Annotated in this window: 17 protein-coding genes; 14 read left to right on the top strand and 3 right to left on the bottom strand. The window is 38.9% G+C overall.

Annotated elements, in window-relative coordinates:
* Positions 1-163: 163 nt before the first annotated feature.
* Together R7R78_RS22580 and R7R78_RS22575 are read right to left on the bottom strand one after the other, a co-directional pair.
* Positions 164-1,171, bottom strand: a complete 1,008-nt coding sequence (locus tag R7R78_RS22580; protein WP_318070190.1) for a sugar transferase — start codon at positions 1,169-1,171, stop codon at positions 164-166.
* 239 nt (positions 1,172-1,410) lie between these two features.
* Positions 1,411-2,727 carry an MBL fold metallo-hydrolase gene (locus R7R78_RS22575; RefSeq protein WP_225474265.1) on the bottom strand — a complete coding sequence of 439 codons (1,317 nt, stop codon included), beginning with the start codon at positions 2,725-2,727 and terminating at the stop codon, positions 1,411-1,413.
* A gap of 1,148 nt (positions 2,728-3,875) precedes the next feature.
* Here R7R78_RS22575 and wecA point away from each other — a divergent pair.
* From wecA to galU, 12 genes are all read left to right on the top strand, one after another.
* A complete protein-coding gene (gene wecA, locus R7R78_RS22570) occupies positions 3,876-4,958 on the top strand; it encodes a UDP-N-acetylglucosamine--undecaprenyl-phosphate N-acetylglucosaminephosphotransferase (RefSeq protein WP_225474264.1) in 1,083 nt (360 codons plus the stop codon).
* A 101-nt stretch (positions 4,959-5,059) separates the two neighbouring features.
* Positions 5,060-6,271, top strand: a complete 1,212-nt coding sequence (locus tag R7R78_RS22565; RefSeq protein ID WP_167415640.1) for an oligosaccharide flippase family protein — start codon at positions 5,060-5,062, stop codon at positions 6,269-6,271.
* Positions 6,255-7,142, top strand: coding sequence for an ATP-grasp fold amidoligase family protein (locus tag R7R78_RS22560; RefSeq protein WP_176311248.1), 888 nt, complete (start codon positions 6,255-6,257; stop codon positions 7,140-7,142). The genes R7R78_RS22565 and R7R78_RS22560 overlap by 17 nt, the downstream gene beginning before the upstream one ends.
* A 204-nt stretch (positions 7,143-7,346) precedes the next feature.
* Positions 7,347-8,294 (top strand): EpsG family protein, encoded by a 948-nt coding sequence (locus tag R7R78_RS22555; protein ID WP_176311249.1) that lies wholly within the window; start codon positions 7,347-7,349, stop codon positions 8,292-8,294.
* Complete coding sequence (locus R7R78_RS22550; RefSeq protein WP_225474263.1) at positions 8,295-9,356, top strand: glycosyltransferase; 1,062 nt, start codon at positions 8,295-8,297, stop codon at positions 9,354-9,356.
* Between the two features lie 4 nt (positions 9,357-9,360).
* Complete coding sequence (locus tag R7R78_RS22545; RefSeq protein WP_225474262.1) at positions 9,361-10,557, top strand: glycosyltransferase family 4 protein; 1,197 nt, start codon at positions 9,361-9,363, stop codon at positions 10,555-10,557.
* Entirely contained in the window at positions 10,523-11,425 is a 903-nt protein-coding gene (locus tag R7R78_RS22540) for an ATP-grasp fold amidoligase family protein (protein WP_025768342.1), read from the top strand. The genes R7R78_RS22545 and R7R78_RS22540 overlap by 35 nt, the downstream gene beginning before the upstream one ends.
* On the top strand, positions 11,422-12,429 hold the full coding sequence (locus R7R78_RS22535; protein WP_005384851.1) for an NAD-dependent epimerase: 1,008 nt from the start codon (positions 11,422-11,424) through the stop codon (positions 12,427-12,429). Before R7R78_RS22540 ends, R7R78_RS22535 begins: the two co-directional genes overlap by 4 nt.
* Positions 12,430-12,437: 8 nt before the next feature.
* A complete protein-coding gene (locus R7R78_RS22530; RefSeq protein ID WP_213883657.1) occupies positions 12,438-13,589 on the top strand; it encodes a glycosyltransferase family 4 protein in 1,152 nt (383 codons plus the stop codon).
* Positions 13,590-13,613: 24 nt separating this feature from the next.
* On the top strand, positions 13,614-15,719 hold the full coding sequence (locus R7R78_RS22525; protein WP_225474261.1) for a YjbH domain-containing protein: 2,106 nt from the start codon (positions 13,614-13,616) through the stop codon (positions 15,717-15,719).
* Between the two features lie 97 nt (positions 15,720-15,816).
* Positions 15,817-16,983 (top strand): nucleotide sugar dehydrogenase, encoded by a 1,167-nt coding sequence (locus tag R7R78_RS22520; RefSeq protein WP_025604212.1) that lies wholly within the window; start codon positions 15,817-15,819, stop codon positions 16,981-16,983.
* A 68-nt stretch (positions 16,984-17,051) separates the two neighbouring features.
* A complete protein-coding gene (galU, locus tag R7R78_RS22515; RefSeq protein ID WP_005397961.1) occupies positions 17,052-17,930 on the top strand; it encodes a UTP--glucose-1-phosphate uridylyltransferase GalU in 879 nt (292 codons plus the stop codon).
* Between the two features lie 97 nt (positions 17,931-18,027).
* On the opposite strand, the gene tpiA is transcribed toward galU, so the two are convergent.
* Positions 18,028-18,798: a triose-phosphate isomerase gene (gene tpiA, locus R7R78_RS22510; RefSeq protein WP_005384863.1), complete on the bottom strand. Its 771-nt coding sequence runs from the start codon at positions 18,796-18,798 to the stop codon at positions 18,028-18,030.
* A 269-nt stretch (positions 18,799-19,067) separates the two neighbouring features.
* Here tpiA and R7R78_RS22505 point away from each other — a divergent pair, with 269 nt between their 5' ends.
* Both R7R78_RS22505 and R7R78_RS22500 read left to right on the top strand, forming a co-directional pair.
* Complete coding sequence (locus R7R78_RS22505; protein WP_017820736.1) at positions 19,068-19,415, top strand: 5-carboxymethyl-2-hydroxymuconate Delta-isomerase; 348 nt, start codon at positions 19,068-19,070, stop codon at positions 19,413-19,415.
* A 162-nt stretch (positions 19,416-19,577) separates the two neighbouring features.
* On the top strand, positions 19,578-20,000 hold the full coding sequence (locus R7R78_RS22500; protein WP_005384868.1) for a DUF805 domain-containing protein: 423 nt from the start codon (positions 19,578-19,580) through the stop codon (positions 19,998-20,000).
* Positions 20,001-20,796: the final 796 nt, after the last annotated feature.

Raw genomic sequence — 20,796 nt, 5'->3', positions numbered from 1 at the left:
AGTTCTTTTAGTTGTTGATTTCATAACACTCTCCAATTTTGGGGGTGGAAAGTGTCAACCTTATTTAGGACGGCACACACAGACAAATAAAAAAGAGCCATCACTCAGTGATGGCTCTTTTTTGTCTTTGTATTATTAGCTAAAGGGCTTGAATCGCTGGGTTCTAGCGGCCCATACCAAACAGAACCGTTTTCACGGTAAGAAGTAATATCTTCACTTCCATCATCCAGTTTTGGTGTTTGATATAGTAGACATCGTATTTATGCTTCCAAATAGCGTCTTCTACCGATGCGCCGTAAGGATATTTTACTTGAGCTAGGCCAGTGACCCCAGGTTTAACGGCGTGACGAAAGCGATAGTAAGGAATGGCTTTTTCCAACTCAGAGATGAATACTTCACGTTCTGGGCGAGGGCCAACCATCGACATCTCTCCCTTTAGTACGTTGATTAACTGAGGGAGCTCATCAATGCGAGTTTTACGAATAAAACAGCCGACTTTCGTTACGCGGGCGTCATTTTTTGTTGCCCATTGGGCTCCGTTCTTTTCTGCATCGTTCCGCATCGAGCGAAACTTAATCACTTCAAACTCTTCATTATACTGGCCGGTACGACGCTGTTTAAAGAATACCGGACCTGGCGATTCAAGCTTAATGAGTAGTGCCGTAATAAGCCCTACTGGAATAGCAACCCATGACAGCATGAAAACAAACAACAGATCGATGAAGCGTTTTTGCCAGCTGTTCTTGCGATTAGAAAGGATAGAAAAAGCTTTTTGGTGTAAGAAGTAGCCGCTGTGCAAAAGCTCAGTTTCAGTATATCCGAGTGAACGGTCAAAATAGCTCACCAATGGCTCAACCCAAGCACCTAGCTCTGTCGCCGCGACAAGAAATGCTTGCTGTTCAGGATCTAGATGCGAGCTTTTGAAGTGGCAAAGCGTTTTGCTCTTGAAGTCTCTAAGAGCATAGTTATTAACCTGAGCGTTAATCTCAGGATGCCTCTTAAGCACTTGAGCAATTTTTGCTTCGTCTTCTTTTGGACAGTAGATATAAAGGCAAGCATTTGATTCACTTGCGGATAACTCGTCCAATGCTGATGTTATGCTGATAGAATTATGCTTAGTTAATTCAGAAGCTTCTCGTTCTTGAAGCGTGTCGCTCATACTGTCTGTCATAGGAATGGAATAAGTTGTTATCGACTAGCCAATTGCTTACAAGTCGGCGATTATAATTTATTTCGTATAGAAATTATATCCCTTAATCCAGAACATGCTCATAACTTTGTTAATTTTCTTGAACCTGAGTCCTTGTCTATGACTTGTTTTTGAATCTTAACGAAATTATATCAATGAATTCGAAAAACTATGTTTGCGATATATTATATTGCCTCGAAATTAAATGATTGTTCATTTCACTATATAACGCAGTTATATCCGAGGGTTATCAGTTGTTGATAAAGCGATCTTTTCGACGCTTGTTCACCATGAATAAGGTGAACTTCTTTCGGAGGAGTAGGAATACCAGAAACAAACTGTATTAAATCGTCCCTATCCGCATGTGCAGAGTAACCTGACATGGTATGTACTTGAGCCTCCACTCTAACGCGCCTTCCGTCAATCAGTATGTTCTCTTCTCCATCCTGAATTCGCCGACCTAACGTCCCTTCTGCTTGATAGCCTGCAAATAGCACATCATTTCTTTTATCTGGCAGCAATGCTTCTAAATAATTGACGACACGTCCACCTTCACACATACCAGAGGCCGCAACCACGATAGCAGCTTCTGTCGTGCTCGCGAGTCGATTGACGAGCTTTAAATGGTCAGTGTGGCTTTCGACGGTAATACATTGATCAAACGCAAGAGGGTGTCGGTGATGCTCGAGCCGCTCTTTCGCTTCAGCTCCCCAAAGCTTTTTAAATTGCCGATAGGTAGTAGTTACCTTTTTAGCCAAAGGAGAATCGAGAATAATAGGCAGAGAATCTTGCAAGGCGTGCTCATGAATAAGCTGTTCTATATCAAACAGTAACTCTTGAGTTCTCCCGACGCTAAAAGCAGGTATAACAATTACGCCACCATCCTGAAGTGCATGCTCAATAATAGAAAGCAATCGCCTACTGCGAGACTCAACATCTTCGTGAACTTTATTGCCGTATGTTGACTCGATAAACAAATAGTCAGCTTTTTCAGGCGATACCGGGTCAGGTAGGAGAGGCGTGTTACGAGGTCCCAAATCCCCTGAGAACACAACAACTTCATTGTTTGATAAATGAAACTCAACATATGCAGACCCTAAAATGTGTCCTGCTGGTTGAAAGCGAAGATAGGTATGTTCTTCTATCTCTATCCATTGGGAGTAAGAGCAAGGGCGAATAAGCGTTCGAATAAAATCGAGTACGTTTTCCCTTTGATGGCGCCTCATGCCTAACTGGAGCTTTAATCCATCTTCTAACATAAGCGGTACGAGCTCAGCAGTGGCTTCCGTACAGTAGATAGGACCCTTATAACCTGCAGCCAATAGCCAAGGTAGCCGACCAACATGATCGATATGAGAATGGGTTAGAACAACCGCTTTGAGATCAGAGATAGAAAAGTTGATATTCAAACTATCCTGCTGAGCATTATCTTGACCTTGTAGCAAACCACAGTCGATCAGCACACTTCCATTTTGTAATACGAGCTCGTGACAAGAGCCAGTAACCGTATTTTTCCCACCGTGGTGCAGTACTTTCATAACGAAACGACGCCTTTTCCTTTGTTAACCCACGCTTACGAGTATTTGCTTTTATATATAGCGACACCTCGCGACGTAAAGACGGCTCAGTCAATCGCGCAATGAACAAAGTAAGCAGAAAGTGGTGAATAAGTGAGCGTATTGTAGGCAAGGATAATGAGAGTAAGAAAACAGCAAAACCGAAAGTTTAGAGAGACTTAGATATTCGTCATAAATTTGACTGTGTAGCATTGCAACCTGTTGTGATGCAATTCATATTATTGCAACTATTTTCACTTAGGCTTCTGAGATTAACGCGCTAGCTACACAAACATCAGCTATGCCGGAAGGAGTTTAATAATTAGTAAGCCAACAAAAAAAAGCGTCACGTTTATGGCGAGTTAAGTGTCAGAAAAAAGACATTTTTTTGCAAGCTTTTTACACGTTCTACTTTTAGTTGCAACGTGTTTACTATACAATTCGTCTCCTGTTTGGAAACGCAACCATTAAACACTACGTATAAAACTTGCTTCTAGGAGCCAGACCTAGGGGCGGTAGCGTGCCCAAATCATCTGTTAGTCTCTTTCCTAACAGAAGAGAGACCAAGCAAGATAATTTTTAATAATAATAAGCACCTAAGTGCATTTCTGGCAAGATTGATTTATAAAAAACGAGAACTATTACAAATTTATGTAATTCCCTTTTGTCAGAGGGACGCTCAAAGCTAACAAAGTGGCGAGCAAATGTTGGTTAGGCATAGGTTACAATTTAAATCTCCATTTCTCATACCTATCAAAACCAAATACTAGGTTTATAGAAGTACATAACTACCGGCCCAAACCGTTAGTTAGTGTATTCAGCTTTGTATTTGGCCTGCCTATAAAGGCTGAGAACCGATGACCGTCACGAGCTAGTGTCGGTGGAACTCAGTTACTTACATATTCAATATTAGAAATTAGCGTTTGCAATGCGTTACAACCCACGTTGGCTAATGTGGTTTTGTCACGCCAAAAAAATCACCTGCTCATTCTTAGAGTTCGGCGTGTCTAGATACGAGCGAAGCAAGAATCAGCAGTATCGGACCTGTGATGCAATGGAATCCGTAAAGGGAATCAGTCGGATGCGTTATAGATTTACCTCAAACTTATTTAATAACACAGTTGGCTACCATGAATAATGCATATTTATTTGTATTTATTTTGTCGTTCGTTCTACTTTTTGTTATGCGCAAAGTTGCTAAGCGCGTAGGTCTAGTAGATAAACCCAATGCAAGAAAGCTCCACCAAGGAGTAGTACCCCTTGTAGGAGGCATCTCCATTTTCTCTACTATACTGGTCGGGTTCCTTCTGTTCCTACCAATGAATGACAACCTATCACTCTACTTATCTTGTTCGGCTGTGCTTATAGTGCTCGGCGCATTAGATGACTACTACGATGTAAGTTTCAAAATTCGTCTTATTATCCAAGCCGGAATATCCCTTGCGATGATTTACATCGGAGGCCACAGCTTACACGATTTAGGCTACTTGATGGGGAGCGAAACCATTGCCCTTAATGAAGTCGCTGGCGCAGTGATCACCGTTATTGCGGTAATAGGCGCAATTAACGCATTTAATATGGTTGATGGCATAGACGGCTTGCTGGGCGGGTTAGCCTCGGTCACCTTTACAGCATTAGGTATTGTGTTTGCCTACAACGGAAACGAATATTTAGCCACGATCTGTTTAATGATCGTGACTGCGATGCTTCCTTACATCTTCCTGAACTTAGGTTTCCCACTTGGTCGTCGCTTTAAAATCTTTATGGGTGATGCTGGCAGTATGTTTATCGGCTTTAGCGTGGTCTGGATGCTGATTCGCGGCACGCAAGAACCAGGAGCGGTAGCCTTCAAGCCAGTCACAGCACTGTGGCTAATAGCTTTACCCTTGATGGACATGGCAACCATTATGATCCGTCGTATTCGTAAAGGTCAGTCACCATTCCAACCAGACAGAGAACATCTACACCATATTTGTCAGCGTATTGGGCTTTCTCCAGGTGCAACGTTAATTTTCATCTGTTCGATGGCATCAATTTGTGCCGCTATCGGCTTGTGGGCTGACTTTACTGATGTCAGTGAATCTACAATGTTCCTCGCCTTTATAATTCTGTTTGCGTGTTATTTCTCCATTATTAGTCACATATGGAGAGTTTCAGCATGGATAAATCGTATGTTCAAAAAGCCGGCACTAATGGGGACTGAAATGAAGTAAATCATAGCGTTAGTTCTTCATTTTTAATGTGTAAAGTAGGAAGTATTATGCTTCTTATTATAAATGGCTTTAAATGCAGTTGGTTTATCATCGGTAAGTGAATGTTAAAAAAAAATAAAAAAGAACTTCTATCAAATGTTCTTAGCCTAGGAGCGATTGACTTTCTGGGCATGTTGATACCTATTATAACCATGCCAATTATCACAAGAGCTATTGGTTTAGAGTTGTATGGACAATACCTTTTATTTGTAACAATGCTTACATTTGGTCATACAATCATTGATTATGGTGTCCAATATTCAGGCGTTAGAGCGGCTGCAAAAAATAGAGCAAATAAATTAGCTTTAGAAACAGCTTATGCTGATTATCAAGGGTTGCGGTTTGTTTTATCTGGTGTGTTCTTTTTATTTTCCTCGTTATATGTTGTAAATGTATTTAACTCTATATGGTATTTGATCCCTCTTTTTCTTTATATTTTGGGATATCTTCTGACTTCCGCTTGGTTTTTCCAAGGAGCAGCACTAACCAAATATCTATCGATTGCATCGATTTCTAATAAGATCCTACTTCTTATAGCAATTGTTGTTTTTATAAAAAGTAAAGATGATTTCTTCCTTCTTGTACTTTTCACAACTATTCCCATCTTTATTACCTCTATATTATTGCTGTTTTTTCTGAGAAGTCGCTATCAGATTAAATTGTTTTCTTTAAATAATATCAAAAGAACAGTTAATGACGGATTAAGCGTATTCATTGGTTTATTAGCCCCCAATTTATATAATGCTATTCCACTAATGTTATTAGGTAATTATGCGGACAAGTTAGAATTTGCGAACTTTGCAATATCATTGAAAGTATGTGGTGTGATATTTATGTTGCAAAATGTTGTCGCAAAATCAATATATCCAATTACCTCAAGAAACAAAAATGGATTTAAACCTACTCTTTTTTTGAATTTATTAATCGTCATTCCTTGTGTGTTAATATTGTTTTTCTTTGGTTCCGACCTGATCAAAGTTATTCTAGGTGTGAGCTTAGAGAGTGATATATATATAAAAGTAATTTCAACTAGCTTGATCTTTGTTGCAATCTCGAACTCCTTTAGTGTTGGTTATTTTTTGCCTAATAACCTAGATGTTGAATATCGAAATATAGCGATTAAAACATCGATACTGTCAGCTGTAATCGTATTTTTTCTCATCTATAAATTTTCGGTTATAGGTTGTGCTTTAGGATTGCTTACTGCTAGAGCAATTTTGTTTTTTAATTATACATTGAGCTATAAAAGAATTTATAATGAAAAGTTATCTTAGAAGATTTAAAACATATAGAAGTCTAGCTTTTGCTAAAAGGTTTATTCTTGCTAACAATTATATTCCAAAAATTTCTAGACCTAAAACTTATAACGAGAAAGTTCTTCATAGAAAAAAATACTCAAATGCATCTAAGTTCTCGCAGTATGCGGATAAAATTCTTGTAAAAGATCACGTTGAAAAGTTGGTTAGCTCTAAAATTGTTATCCCAACATTATATACGGGAGAAAGCATCAGTGTTGATTTGACTAATGATCTTTTAAAAAAGCATAAAGGTTTAGTCCTTAAAGCAAACCATAACTCAGGGCCTGTTTATGTCATTGATGATAAAATAAGTCAAAATAAGCTTGCTTCAATAGTTGAAGATCTAAATAGTCAATTAAAAGTAGATTATGGAGCGACTAAAGGAGAAACGTGGTATAGCCAAATAGAACCTAAGATCTTAATCGAAGAGCGTCTCTATGATGAAAATGGAGCGAATGATTTAAAAGACTTTAAATTTCATGTCTTTAAACAAAATTCTGGAGAGGCAAAAGTTGTATTGCATGTGGATTTTGATAGAAATACCAATCATACACGCTCATTTTTTGACGAACACCTGAATTGGCTGCCATTTTCTCTAGAGAAACCTTGCATTCATACTGACCTTAAAAAGCCTAATAATTTTGAAGAGATGGTAGTAATTGCTAGGAAGCTAGCAGAACCTTTCTCATATGCTCGAGTTGACCTATATAATGTTAGTGGAAAAATATACTTTGGGGAAATGACATTTGCTCATGGTTCTGGATGTGAAAAATTCTCTTCAATACATTATGACAAGTGGTTAGGCAGTTTATGGGTGTTTGATGATAATGATGAATATTTTTACTAGTCTTATACATAGTTGTGATGAAACTTGGGTAAATATGTGAATATATATATTGTATTTTCTTTATCGCTTTCCTTAATTGCGTTACTTCATGTGAAGTCTAAAGAATATAAGAAGCTGAACGAGTTATATGTAGTTTCTTTCATGTTTCTTTTTTCGATGGTTGTCGGGGTATCTTCCATCATGGGGTGGAGAGAAATCACGCACATGAAAGGAGGTATTGATACAATTGTATACCAAGAAATATTCAATGTTTTACTGAATAAGGATATATCTAGTGTTAATGAGCAAAGAATAGAATTTGGCTATGCTCTATTAATGTGGTTGAGTAAATCTATAGTCGATAATTTTAATTTTTTTCTATTTATTTTTTCAGTATCCATATTGACATTGTATCTTAAGATATGCAATGTAATGACTAAAAATGTTTTTTCAATCGTATCTTACTTTGCTATAAGCTTATTTGTGATAGATAGCTTTAATATCAGTAGGATGATATTAAGTGTTTTTATATTATTCTTTATAATCCCAGAGCTTAGAAAGGAAAATTATTTAAGAGCTATTCTAATAGTACTATTATCTACTTCTATTCAAATGACTGGGTTGTGGGGATTAGTGATAATATTTTATTATTACTTTATGTACTCTCTGACCAATAAAAAAACAATACGTTTTCTAATGTTTTTGTTGGGTAGTGTTCTTTCATATGGAATGGTATTTGTTTTTAAAGCGATGCTTATGAAAGTTGGTTATAGCCACTATGTTGATGATGAGGGTGGTGCATCATATTTAAACTACATATATCTGGCTGTAATTCTCTTCATTTCGTTTGTTTTTAAATTTGATAAGTTTGTAGATGAAACTAATGCAATGGTTGTTCTTCGAATACTTCCTTCTATGTTTTTTATAATTCCATTGTATACTGCAATTCCCATCGCATACAGGTTTAATCTTTTTTATATTTTACTTTTCTTTTTTATTCTTCCTGATCTATGTAAGTTCGGTGTTTTGAACGTTAAAAAGCTTAAACTTTATTATTTTCCATTTATATTTATTCCTTTATTATATGCAGGTTTGAAATTTTTCTCTTATTTCCAAACAAGTGTTAACTCTGCGTTGCTTTGGAATGTTTCTAACTCTTGGTATTTGTTCTAAATGCACTACTATTTTATTATTAATTCTCTTATCGGTGGTGGCACAGAAAAGGTATGCTGCCAAATATCTTCAAGGCTATCTCAAGATAAAAATGATGTTACTATTTTTGTTTTAGATGATGAAGGATCTTCTTATGAGGTGTCTGATAAAGTAAAAATTGTTTATCTAGGCAAAACGAGTACATTAAAAAGCTTTTGGAAGTTGAAAAAAGTTTTAAAAGACATCAATGGACATTCTGTTTTAATATTTAATCATGAGCTCAGTTTAGTAGCTCTCCTAATAAAGAAATTATTTAAATATAATGTAAAAATCATTAGCAGAATAAATAATACACTTAGCGTAACAATCAAACATAAAAGCAAAAAGTATCAATACGTAGTCAGTCCGTTGATGAAGGCCTTTTATCGATATATCGACGGCTATATATTCCAGTCTACTGGTATACAAAAGGACATGGATGATAATTATTCTGTTAATGAAAGATATGTTGTCATTAATAATCCAATAGATCGTTTTAAAAGTGACGTCGACAAAGAAGTTAAAAAAGAAAATTATATTTTGTATGTGGGAAGATTAGTAAAGCAGAAGAACATTAAAGATACGATAAAAGCATTTTCCTTGTTCTTAAATACATTCCCTGATTATAAATTGGTCATAGTAGGCGATGGACCAGAAAAAGAAAGTTTAATGCAACTTTCGAGAAAACTTGGGATAGAGAGTAATGTTTCATTTGCTGGCCATCAAAAAAATACTAAACCTTATTATGAAAATGCAAAATTAACAGTTTTATCTTCATTCAATGAAGGGTTCCCTAATGTATTGTTGGAATCTATATTATATAGAACGCCTATAGTTTCTTATGATTGTCCAAGCGGTCCGAGAGACATAATTAATGATCATAATGGTATATTAGTTGAATATCTATCAGTAGAAAAGTTAGCAGAAGCGATGTCTTTTTGTATCAATAAGTCTTGGAACTATAACGATATATATCATACGACCGAGAAATACTCATTAGAGAAAATTACGAGTCAATATGAAAAATTCATAAAGAGTATTTAATTTAATGAAAAAAATTATTTTTATAGAAAGTTATTATAAGGGACTTTACGGAGCTCCAAAAAGTATGTTGGAGCTAGCTTCTGGATTAAATAGTAAAGAATATTTGGATGTTAGTTTAATTACATCTAAAAACGGCCCGTTAGCTCAGAAGTCCAATGATTTAGGAATAAATTCATTTGTTCTTCCTGTTCCTGAACTGTTGTTAAAGCCGAGAAGTAAATTTAAACTTTACCAAAAGGTTGTATATCCTTTTCTGTTAATATATTTATGGATTAAGCAACTTTTTAATATTAACTTGATTGGAAAGTCTGATTATATATGTGTGAATGACATTCGCAGCTTTCTATTCTACCTTCCTATTATTTTTATTTTAAGGGATAGAGTTTCTTGGTATGTAAGGATAAATGACCGAGTTAAGTTTATATCCTCAATCGCTGCAGCCCTTTCAAATAAGATAATTCTTATATCTAGTGACTGTAGTGATGTTCTGTCAGAAAATGAAAAGCAGCGATATCAAAAAAAGCTAACTATTTTGAATACAGGATTTAATTTTAAGATCTTGGACTATAGCGCAGTCGAAGAAATAAAAGGAACAATAGGAAAATATAATAAAGTTTATATTACAGTTGGAAGTATTTGTATAAGGAAAAATCAGCTAGATATTGTAAGATCTTTTGGTAAAGTCTACAAAGATGGTGATGTATTACTTATGATCGGAAGCCCACCTACTGAAATTGACATTAAGTATCAGGACGAGGTGTTAAATTTAATAAACGATTCTGGGCTAAAAGATAATGTAATAATAGTCCCATATACTCCTTTTGTTAATGAATACTTGTCTTTATCTGACGTTTTTTTATTCGCTAGTCACAAAGAAGGACTACCTAGAGTCGTTATAGAGGCACTTAATGCAGGGTGCTTTGTTTGCTCTTCTCTAGTTGATGGAATTAATGATGTATTAGTTAACGAGAGTATTGGCTTAATTACGAAAACAAAAGCTAGTGATGACACCTTTGTTGATGAGTTTACTTCAAATATTCTATCGATTGATGATGATGTGTTGTCTTGTCGTAATCAAAGAACTCAATATGTGAAAGATAAATTTGATTACGATGGTTTCGTAAATGGCTTTGAAAATATAATGAAGAATATGGATGATTTGAGTAATGAATCTGAAAAAAGAATTAAAGAATATAACTAGAGATGTTCTTAGATTGGTTATTACTCCCAATGTTTATAATAAAATTAGATTTGTTATAACTCATAAGTATTATCCAGACTTTATATCTCCTAGTACATTTTCAGAAAAAGTATTTGCTCGAAAGTTAGATTCACAATCATTAAGCTTCTCTCGTTATGTTGATAAGTATACTGTGAGAAAATACGTCGAAGATACTATTGGTAAAGAACATTTAATTCCTTTAATTGCTAAAACAACTCATGTAACGCCTGATTTCTTTCACAAAGCACCTGATAAGTTTGTTATCAAAACGAGTAATGGAGGTGGTGGTGAGAATGTTAAAGTAGTACTTGATAAGTCAAAATTAACAGATTTAAATGCATTATCAGCACAATTCAATCGTTACCTAAAAGTAAAAATAGGACAAAAGATTGATGAAAATTTCTATGATCTTGAAACGCCTCAAGTACTCATGGAAGAGTTATTAATGCATAAAGATGGTTCTCTGCCATCCGATTACAAATTGCATATTTTTCAAGGGGACGATAGTAACCAGGAAAAAGTAATAATTCAGGTTGATAGTGACCGGTTTAGTAATCATAAAAGATCACTGTATTCCGAGAATTTAGAAAAGTTAGATTTTGCTATACAACCCAAGTATGAATCAGTTGATGATTCCTACGAGTTTCCAATTAATATGCCTGACGTGGTTTCACTAGCAAAAAAATTAGCGAAACCTTTTAAGTACGTTCGAGTTGATATGTATAACGTCGATGGAAAGGTTTATTTTGGAGAACTAACGTTTTGTCATGGTAGTGGTTGGGAACCACTTTCAAGTAAAGATGCAGATGTCTTATTAGGTAGTTATTGGAAGGAATTTGATAAATGAAATATTTAGTAACTGGCGCAGCGGGTTTTATTGGCGCTAAAACCATTGAAGTGCTTTTGAGTAAAGGTGCGAGTGTTGTTGGTGTAGATAATATTAATGACTACTATGATGTTAATCTTAAAGAAGCTCGACTACTGACGATCAATAATAGTGAGCGATTCGAATTTGTAAAGATGGATCTCTCGGATAGACAAGCTGTAGCTGATTTCTTCGCTAACAACCAGTTTGATTGTGTTATCCACTTAGCAGCTCAAGCTGGTGTGAGATACTCTATAGAAAACCCGATGGCCTATGCGGATTCTAACTTAGTTGGTCACCTAAACATCCTAGAGGGTTGCCGACATTCAAAAGTTAAGCATCTAGTTTACGCATCGTCATCTTCTGTTTATGGCTTGAATCAAAAAACACCTTTTGAAACAAGTGATACGGTTGATCATCCAGTTTCTTTGTATGCGGCGACGAAGAAATCAAATGAGTTAATGGCACACTCATATTCTCACTTGTATGACTTACCGACCACTGGATTGCGGTTCTTCACCGTTTACGGTCCATGGGGTCGTCCTGACATGGCACCTTTTATTTTCACTAAGAAGATATTAGAGGGCGATACAATTGATATAAACAATAATGGCGATATGTGGCGAGACTTCACTTACATTGACGACATTGTTGAAGGTATTGTACGTATTTCTGAGGTTATCCCTCAAAGAAATGACGACTGGACCGTTGAATCCGGTACGCCTGCTTCTAGTTCAGCTCCATATTCTGTTTACAATATCGGTCACGGTAGTCCAGTTAACCTTATGGACTTCATCACGGAAATCGAATCTGCGCTTGGTATTGAAGCGAAAAAGAACTTCCGCGAGATGCAGCCTGGTGATGTGTATAAGACTTATGCTGATACCTCTGATTTATTCGAAGCGACTGGCTATAAACCTCAAGTTGGTCTTAAACAAGGCGTTCAAGCCTTAGTTGATTGGTATCGCGAGTTTTATAAGGTTTAGGTAGTTAGATGAAAACGGTTGCTATTTCAGCAAATACAAGTTGGTATTTATATAATTTCAGAAGAAATACCATTACGGCGTTGTTGGACGCTGGTTATCAGGTTGTAGCTATAGCCCCTAAAGATGATTATTCACCGAAGCTTGAATCACTTGGAGCAAGCTTTTGTCATATCAACATTGACCAAGGGGGTACAAATCCTGTTAAAGATATTGGTACGTTTTTCTCATTTATCAAAATCTTTAAGAGCGTCAAACCCGATGTGGTACTGAACTTTACTCCAAAGAATAATATCTACGGCACGTTAGCTGGGCATTTTGTTGGCTCTAAGTCGGTCAATAATATTGCCGGCTTAGGTATGGTCTTTATTAATGAAGGCCTTACGTCTAAGATTGCCAGATTGCTGTATAAAATGAGCCAATCTAAAGCAAGTAAGATCTTCTTTCAAAATGAAGACGATAAAACGTTGTTTTTGGAGAACCGGTTAGCGCCATCGTATCTTGTTGATCGTTTACCAGGTTCGGGAGCTGATCTCAACCGTTTTCAAGTTAGCCCTGCAAATGATGACGGTGTAATTCGCTTTTTATTGATCGCCAGAATGTTGTACGACAAAGGCATTGGTCACTACGTTGAAGCGGCTCGTGCATTGAAGTCTAAACATGGTGATAAGGTTGAATTTCGATTACTAGGTTTTCTTGATGTTAATAACCCTTCAGCTGTCTCTAGTAGTGATATGCAAAAGTGGGTTGATGAAGGCATTGTAAGTTATCTTGGCACTTCTGATTGTGTAGAAGAGGAGATTGCGAAGGTAGATTGCATGGTGCTTCCTTCATTCTATCGAGAGGGAGTACCTAAATCGTTACTTGAAGCGGCGGCAATGGGGAAACCCATAGTAACAACTGACAATGTTGGTTGTCGTGAAACGGTTGACGATGGAGTCAATGGTTATTTATGTACTCCTCGTTCGACAGAGAGTTTAATTGAAAAACTGGATTTGGTGATCAACCTCACTCATCAAGAAAGGTTAACAATGGGACAATTCAGTCGTCAAAAAGTTGAACGAGAGTTTGATGAGCAGTTAGTCATACAAAAATACTTGGACGCAGTGGAAGATTGCTTTCAAAAAGAAAAAGCTCAAGCAGAAGGCCTCAGTGCCAGCTAGCAAAACTAAATAAAATAAAGAGTTATGATCAAAAAGATTTCAGTGGATGAAGTAACGATAATTACCCTATCGTTGGCTTTTAGTTGTGGCGTCGCGGCAAACGAATTGCAGACGCTAAATTCTAACCAAAGCTTTAGTGGACTGGTTTTTAACCCTAATGCTCAAGTTAAAGAGTATGGCGACTTTGGTGTATCTTTTGCCCAAGGGCGCCCTTGGCTTGACGAGGTGCAAGGTTTAGATTCTATAAAAGTATCTTTCGGCCTCATTGAAGGGTTAGAGGCTCATGGTAGTATCGTTACTTATGATTATAACTCGAACTGTTTTAAAACAGGCTGTGGCGGTATTCGAGATTTATCATTATCACTGAAGTATCAGGTTCCCAATTTTTGGGGGAATGAGAACTTAGATTTTGCTTTGGGTATGCAAGATGTCGGTGGGGCTGCAAATAAGCTCATGACTAATTTTGCCGTCGCTGATTATACGTTTAATGCACTTCCCTTAAGGGTTTCTGCTGGTTTCGGTCAGTCAGAAGAGCGTTTGATGGGTGTTCTAGATGGCCCTTTTGGTGGCTTTGAATACCAACCTTTTGACTTTGTTCAACTAGTAGGAGAGTACGATTCAGTAGAATTCAACTCTTCTATAAAAGTGTTCACTCCCGATGATTTACTGCCTAATGATATAACCGCCTCATTAAGCTACCAGATTTATTCTGGTCATGAATCGGATGGTTCAAGCGTTTGGAGTGCTGCACTCTCGATGCCATTGATAACGGAATACTCTCGCTCTCGCGACTACGCGAAGAATAATATGACGTTAATGGATCGTTTAGTCGTTGAGCAAAACAAAGCGCAACAAGCGTCAATTTCCTCTTTGGTTAGTGCGTTAAAAAATGAAGGCTTCGTTAATGTTCAAGTGGGCGTATCAAATGACAAAGTTGTGGTGGCTGTAGAAAACCGCCGCTACAACCATAACCAAGTTGACGGACTAGGTGTCGCTCTGGGTATTGTGTCTAGTCATTTAGGTCAAAATGCGGCGCAAGATATAGGCGCTGCATCGGATCAATTTGAACTTGTGATGCTTGCCAACCAAAAACCAGTGGTCAGTGTTTTGTCTGACGCTAACTGTTACCAAAGTTTTGTCAATGGTAGCGCAGCTTGTGATGACATTCAGTTTATCACGCGCGATTTACCGGAAAGATTAGACATGGTTGATTGGAAAACGGAGCGAGTTAATTCAGGCACTTTAGATTCGCAGATCGTGCTTTCTCCTATGGTAAGGCATGGTTTTGCAACCGAGTACGGTGTGTATGATTACTCTTTTGCTATGTCTAGCAACTTATACACCTACCTATGGTCTGGCGCGGCAATTGATGTTCGTCATATTTTACCTTTAGCAGAAAGTGACGATTTTGAAGAAGGTGGGTATTTCGAAGACAGCGCGTACGAGAACGAGATTGATCGTGCAATGGTGCATCAGTTCTTCCGTTTACCATATGTCGATATTGCTAACCAGGTCTCTCTAGGCTTGGTTAAGTCGGATTATATCGGTGCGCGCAGCGAATCAGCTTGGTTCTCTCAATCGGGCAACCATGAGTTGGGACTAGAGATGAGCTACTTCCAACATCAAGACGAAAAAGACAAAAATGGTTATGCGAATCCAGACCGCCAAACCTTTTTAACTCGTTACACATTCTCTATGCCAGAGTGGGATTGGCAGTTTAACGCAACTGCTGGCGAGTTTTGGAAAGGGGATGTTGGCGCAAAATTCACGACATCACATTGGTTTGAAGACATAGAAGTATCAGCAAGTTATCAGGTGACAAAGTTTAATGATACAGACGAAGAGCAGTTTGTCACTGTGTCAGTAAAACTGCCATTAACGCCATGGCGCGATATGTCGCCGGGAGTGATACAAGTTCGTGGTAACGAGGCTTATGATTTCAACGTTACGACTCGAGTTGGCAACGATACAAACTATTTGGCAGCAGGCCAGGGTGATGAACTCGTGATGGATAATAGTATGCTTCGCCGCTACTTTAACCGAGGCCGTTATGGTCAAGAGTACTTTGAGCAGAACAAGCTTCGCATTCGCAATGCTTATTTGCGTTACTTGGGTACTCAATTGAATTAAGTTGTGTTGCTAGTTAGGCTTTTAGTTAATTGCCGCACTCTACCGAGAGTGTCGGTGTTTTGATATGCTAGCGTCAGTTAAATAATAGGAAATAAAAATGAAAATTGCTGTAGCAGGCACGGGCTACGTCGGTTTGTCCAATGCCATGTTATTGTCACAAAACCATGAGGTTGTGGCGGTTGATATTATCCAAGAAAAAGTGGACTTGTTGAATGACAAGAAATCTCCAATTGTTGATGCGGAAATCGAACATTTCCTTGCAAACAAAGAACTCAACTTTATCGCGACGCTAGATAAAGAGCTGGCTTACAAAGACGCGGAGTTTGTTGTTATTGCTACACCAACGGATTATGACCCTCAAACGAACTACTTTAATACTTCTTCAGTTGAAGCAGTGATTAAAGATGTGATGGCAATTAATCCAGATGCAGTTATGGTGATTAAGTCGACTGTACCTGTGGGTTATACTGCGCGCATTAAAGAGGAGCTCGGTTGTCAGAATGTTATGTTCTCTCCAGAGTTTCTTCGTGAAGGTAAAGCTCTTTACGATAACCTACACCCGTCTCGCATTATCGTTGGTGAGCGTAGCGAACGTGCAGAGAAGTTCGCTAATCTTTTAGTTGAAGGTGCGGTAAAAGAAGACATCTCGGTTTTGTTTACTGACTCTACAGAAGCCGAAGCGGTTAAGTTGTTCTCAAACACATACCTAGCGATGCGCGTAGCTTATTTCAATGAGTTAGATTCGTATGCTGAAGCACACAACCTTGATGCTCGCCAAATTATAGAAGGTGTTGGCTTAGACCCTCGTATTGGCAATCACTACAACAACCCGTCATTCGGTTATGGTGGTTACTGCTTACCAAAAGATACAAAGCAATTGTTAGCAAACTACCAAGAAGTTCCTAATAACATCATTGGTGCAATTGTTGATGCAAACCGCACTCGTAAAGATTTTATTGCAGACTCCATTATCAAACGTCAGCCAAAAGTAGTGGGCATTTACCGCTTAATTATGAAAGCTGGTTCAGATAACTTCCGCGCTTCGTCTATTCAAGGCATTATGAAGCGTATTAAAGCGAAAGGTATTGAAGTAGTGGTTTACGAGCCGGTACTGCAGGAAGATGAGTTCTTCCATTCTGCCGTTATCCGCGATATTGAAGAGTTCAAACAAATGTCTGATGTTATTGTTTCTAACCGCATGGTTGAGGAACTAGCTGATGTGGCTGATAAAGTTTACACCCGTGACCTGTTTGGTAGCGATTAATTAGTCTTTATATTCAAAATAATGTAATAGGCTCCCTCAGAGGAGCCTTTTTTTAGTTGGTAATGGTTATGATTAAAAAATGTTTATTCCCAGCAGCGGGTTACGGTACACGTTTCCTTCCTGCAACTAAGTCGATGCCGAAAGAAATGATGCCAGTGGTGAACAAGCCATTGATTGAATACGGTGTTGAAGAAGCGATTGAAGCCGGTATGGACGGTATGTGCATCGTCACGGGTCGTGGTAAGCACTCGTTAATGGATCACTTTGATAAAAACTACGAGCTAGAGCATCAAATTAGCGGTACAAGTAAAGAAGCGCTGCTTGATGATATTCGTTCTTTGATTGATTCTGCGAGTTACACTTACATCCGTCAGCGTGAAATGAAAGGCTTAGGTCACGCTATTCTTACGGGACGTGAATTGGTCGGTGATGAACCGTTTGCTGTTGTGCTCGCGGATGACCTTTGTGTGAATGAGGACAAAGGCGTTCTAGCGCAAATGGTTGAGCTGTACAAACAGTTCCGCTGTTCAATCGTTGCGGTACAAGAAGTGCCGGAATCAGAAACGCATAAATACGGTGTGATTGCTGGCGAGATGATCAAAGATGATATCTTCCGCATTGATAACATGGTTGAAAAGCCAGAGCCAGGTACTGCACCTAGCAATCTAGCGATTATTGGTCGCTATATTCTGACACCTGATATCTTTGAACTGATTGAAAATACAGAGCCAGGTAAAGGTGGTGAGATTCAAATCACCGATGCGCTGATGCAACAAGCTCAATCTGGTTGTGTTTTGGCATACAAATTTAAAGGTCAACGCTTTGATTGCGGTAGTGTAGAAGGCTACATTGAAGCTACAAATTACTGCTACGAGAACCTTTATAAGAAAGATTCCAGTGCGGAGCTAGCGAAAAAGCCAACCGTGAAAATTGCCGAGCCAGCGTAGGTCGGAACTTTCTATTAGGTACTCCGACGGTACAACACAAACAAAAAGGGATGCATGATGCATCCCTTTGTTATTTCTACTCTCAGTAAAAACGAGATTACGCTTTTGCTTTAGCCGCTGCTTTAGCGATTGCTGCGAAGCTTTTCGCGTCTAGAGAAGCGCCGCCAACTAGAGCACCGTCGATGTCTGGTTGTGAGAAGTAAGCTTCAGCGTTTTCTGGCTTAACAGAACCACCGTATTGGATGATTACTTGTGCTGCAACTGCTTCGTCTTTCGCTGCGATTAGTGCGCGGATAGAAGCGTGGATGCGTTGTGCATCTTCAGCTGTTGCTGCTTTACCAGTACCGATAGCCCAGATTGGTTCGTAAGCGATGATTGCGCCGTTTAGAGCTTCAACACCGTAAGTGTCGATAACTGCGTTGATTTGACGTGCACATACTGCTTCAGTTTCGCCAGCTTCGTTTTGCGCTTCAGATTCACCGATACAGAAAACAGGTGTTAGACCGTTTTCTTTTAGGAAGTTGAATTTCTTAGCGATGAACTCGTCAGATTCGTTGTGGTATTCACGACGCTCTGAGTGACCGATGATGATGTGAGTAGCACCGAAATCTTTCAGCATTTCTGGAGACATATCGCCAGTGAACGCACCGCTGTTGTTTAGGTCAGTGTTTTGAGCACCTAGGATGATCTTGTTACCGCCTTCAGCGATTACGCGCTCTGCTAGGTCGATGTAAAGTGCTGGTGGAGCGACTGCTACGTCAACACCTTCAACGCCTTCAAGTTCAGCGTTAAGACCAGTTAGCAGCTCAGTTACCATTGCTTTGCTGCCGTTTAGTTTCCAGTTACCCATCACTACAGGACGACGCATAGGAATATCTCCCTTATCTTTAATGTAAATAGTCAATTAATGTAAAAAATCTACGTAGGAATATAACAGAATAATGTGAACAGATCATGATTGGCGTCATGTCTTGTCCGGCTTTCTTTACTGATTCGACCAAGCATCGATCCTGTTATTTTTGTCAAAAGCAACCGATTGGTGATCGCGTAGACAGAATGATAGTTCATTCCTCGGAAATTGCTGCTGAGATTGGTATTACTACGCGCTGGAATTAATTGTTGTAGAAAGGAATCAAAATGCCAAATCTCGTTTTAGAGTATTCAAACTCGGTGGAAGAACGCGTCAATGTTCAGGGGTTGCTGGAGGATTTACATAAAACGGCGTTAGAAAGTGGCCTCTTTGAACTCGCGTCAGTGAAATCTAGAACGCTCCGGTGCCACAATTGGTTAATAGGAGAGGAGGGTGATAGCCTCGACTTTATCCATATCAACTTTGATTTGTTATCTGGTCGCTCCCAAGAACAAAAGCGAGAACTGTCACGAGCCTTGATGGCGACACTTCAAGAGCAAGCCAGTCACGTGCACAGTTTAACAGTCAATATCCGAGACATGGATATAGATAGCTTCCAAAAGGTCGTGAACTAGGTTGCGCTGAATTGCCCGAGAATAGCGAGGGGTTATTGTTACGAATTCTCAGCCTGGCTCTGCTTGTTATATGGGCGTTGTGGGCACCCAAGCTATCGGTGTCCTTTCCAAACTATATCGACTCGGCTAATCTATAACCTTTCTACTTTGGGGTAAAATTTGATGTCGACTAAAGAGTTACTGTTTTCTTTTCAAGGACGTATAAACCGTAAAACCTACTGGATTTGGAACGTCATTTACTATGTGTCCATTCTAGGCTTTGGTGCCGGTATTAGCCAGCTGCTTCCTACTCTCTCTTATGTGCTTCTTCCTATTTTCTTGGTGGTTCTGTTGATCCCTGATTTGGCGATCACCACCAAGCGTTGGCACGACCGCAACAAATCGATATATTGGCTAGCACTGAATATTCCGTTGATTATAGGCCGAATTGCCACGCCAATGACCAGCCCTGCCGCGCAAGAGCCGTCGACCCCACAGATGTTCGTCGCTTCCATTTCTCTGATTTGTGGTTTATGGATTCTAATTGAATGTGGCTTCTTAAAAGGAACATCAGGACCAAACCAATATGGCCCTGAGCCGGAGTAATTGCCTCAAGTATCGTGCGTGCTGAAAGTAGATTCTTAGTCTCGCTAAGGCTCGCTAGAATGACGAACTCTTTTGATTTAGATACTGTTAAAGCCACTGTCATTCTGAACAGCGAGGAATGAGCGTGGTCCAGAATCTATCATCCGGTTGAGCAGTGGTTAAGCTGAGCGGGAAAGAATAGGAGCTTGCTGTTACTAGATTCTTAGTCTCGCTGAGGCTCGCTAGAATGACGAACTCTTTTGACATAGAGCTTATTAAAGTCACCGTCATTCTGAACAACGAGGAACGAGCGTGATTCAGAATCTATCGTCCGCTTGAGCAGTGGTTAAGCTGAGCGGGAAAGAATAGGAGCTTGCTGTTACGAGATTTTTAGTCTCGCTAAGGCTCGCTAGAATGACGCTCCCCTTTGGTTTAGAAATTATTAAAGTCACCGTCATTCTGAACAGCGAGGAATGAGCGTGATCCAGAATCTATCGTCCGGTTGAGCAGTGGTGAAGCTGAGCGGGAAAGAATAGGAGTTTGCTGTTATGAGACTCTTAGTCTCGCTAAGGCTCGCTAGAATGACGATCCTTTTTGGTTTAGAGGCTGATAAAGTCATCGTTATTCTGAACAGAGAGGTGCGAGTGTGGTTCAGAATCTATCATCCGATTGTACGGTGGTTTAGGTGAACGGGAAAGAATAGGAGCTTGCTGTTACGAGATTTTTAGTCTCGCTAAGGCTCGCGATGTATGGACTCCCTCCCTCTGGAGGGAGCTAGAATTTATGGTGTCAAAGCCTAAATCTAAGGAGTCCATAC

The sequence above is a fragment of the Vibrio sp. 2134-1 genome (assembly GCF_033339495.1).
This window is presented reverse-complemented; position numbering and strand designations above follow the sequence as displayed.

Coding starts and splice junctions, on each gene's coding strand:
- R7R78_RS22580 (WP_318070190.1), bottom strand. CDS start 1,171: ATGACAGACAGTATGAGCGACACGCTTCAAGAACGAGAAGCTTCTGAA.
- R7R78_RS22575 (WP_225474265.1), bottom strand. CDS start 2,727: ATGAAAGTACTGCACCACGGTGGGAAAAATACGGTTACTGGCTCTTGT.
- wecA (WP_225474264.1), top strand. CDS start 3,876: ATGAATAATGCATATTTATTTGTATTTATTTTGTCGTTCGTTCTACTT.
- R7R78_RS22565 (WP_167415640.1), top strand. CDS start 5,060: ATGTTAAAAAAAAATAAAAAAGAACTTCTATCAAATGTTCTTAGCCTA.
- R7R78_RS22560 (WP_176311248.1), top strand. CDS start 6,255: ATGAAAAGTTATCTTAGAAGATTTAAAACATATAGAAGTCTAGCTTTT.
- R7R78_RS22555 (WP_176311249.1), top strand. CDS start 7,347: ATGAAAGGAGGTATTGATACAATTGTATACCAAGAAATATTCAATGTT.
- R7R78_RS22550 (WP_225474263.1), top strand. CDS start 8,295: ATGCACTACTATTTTATTATTAATTCTCTTATCGGTGGTGGCACAGAA.
- R7R78_RS22545 (WP_225474262.1), top strand. CDS start 9,361: ATGAAAAAAATTATTTTTATAGAAAGTTATTATAAGGGACTTTACGGA.
- R7R78_RS22540 (WP_025768342.1), top strand. CDS start 10,523: ATGAATCTGAAAAAAGAATTAAAGAATATAACTAGAGATGTTCTTAGA.
- R7R78_RS22535 (WP_005384851.1), top strand. CDS start 11,422: ATGAAATATTTAGTAACTGGCGCAGCGGGTTTTATTGGCGCTAAAACC.
- R7R78_RS22530 (WP_213883657.1), top strand. CDS start 12,438: ATGAAAACGGTTGCTATTTCAGCAAATACAAGTTGGTATTTATATAAT.
- R7R78_RS22525 (WP_225474261.1), top strand. CDS start 13,614: ATGATCAAAAAGATTTCAGTGGATGAAGTAACGATAATTACCCTATCG.
- R7R78_RS22520 (WP_025604212.1), top strand. CDS start 15,817: ATGAAAATTGCTGTAGCAGGCACGGGCTACGTCGGTTTGTCCAATGCC.
- galU (WP_005397961.1), top strand. CDS start 17,052: ATGATTAAAAAATGTTTATTCCCAGCAGCGGGTTACGGTACACGTTTC.
- tpiA (WP_005384863.1), bottom strand. CDS start 18,798: ATGCGTCGTCCTGTAGTGATGGGTAACTGGAAACTAAACGGCAGCAAA.
- R7R78_RS22505 (WP_017820736.1), top strand. CDS start 19,068: ATGCCAAATCTCGTTTTAGAGTATTCAAACTCGGTGGAAGAACGCGTC.
- R7R78_RS22500 (WP_005384868.1), top strand. CDS start 19,578: ATGTCGACTAAAGAGTTACTGTTTTCTTTTCAAGGACGTATAAACCGT.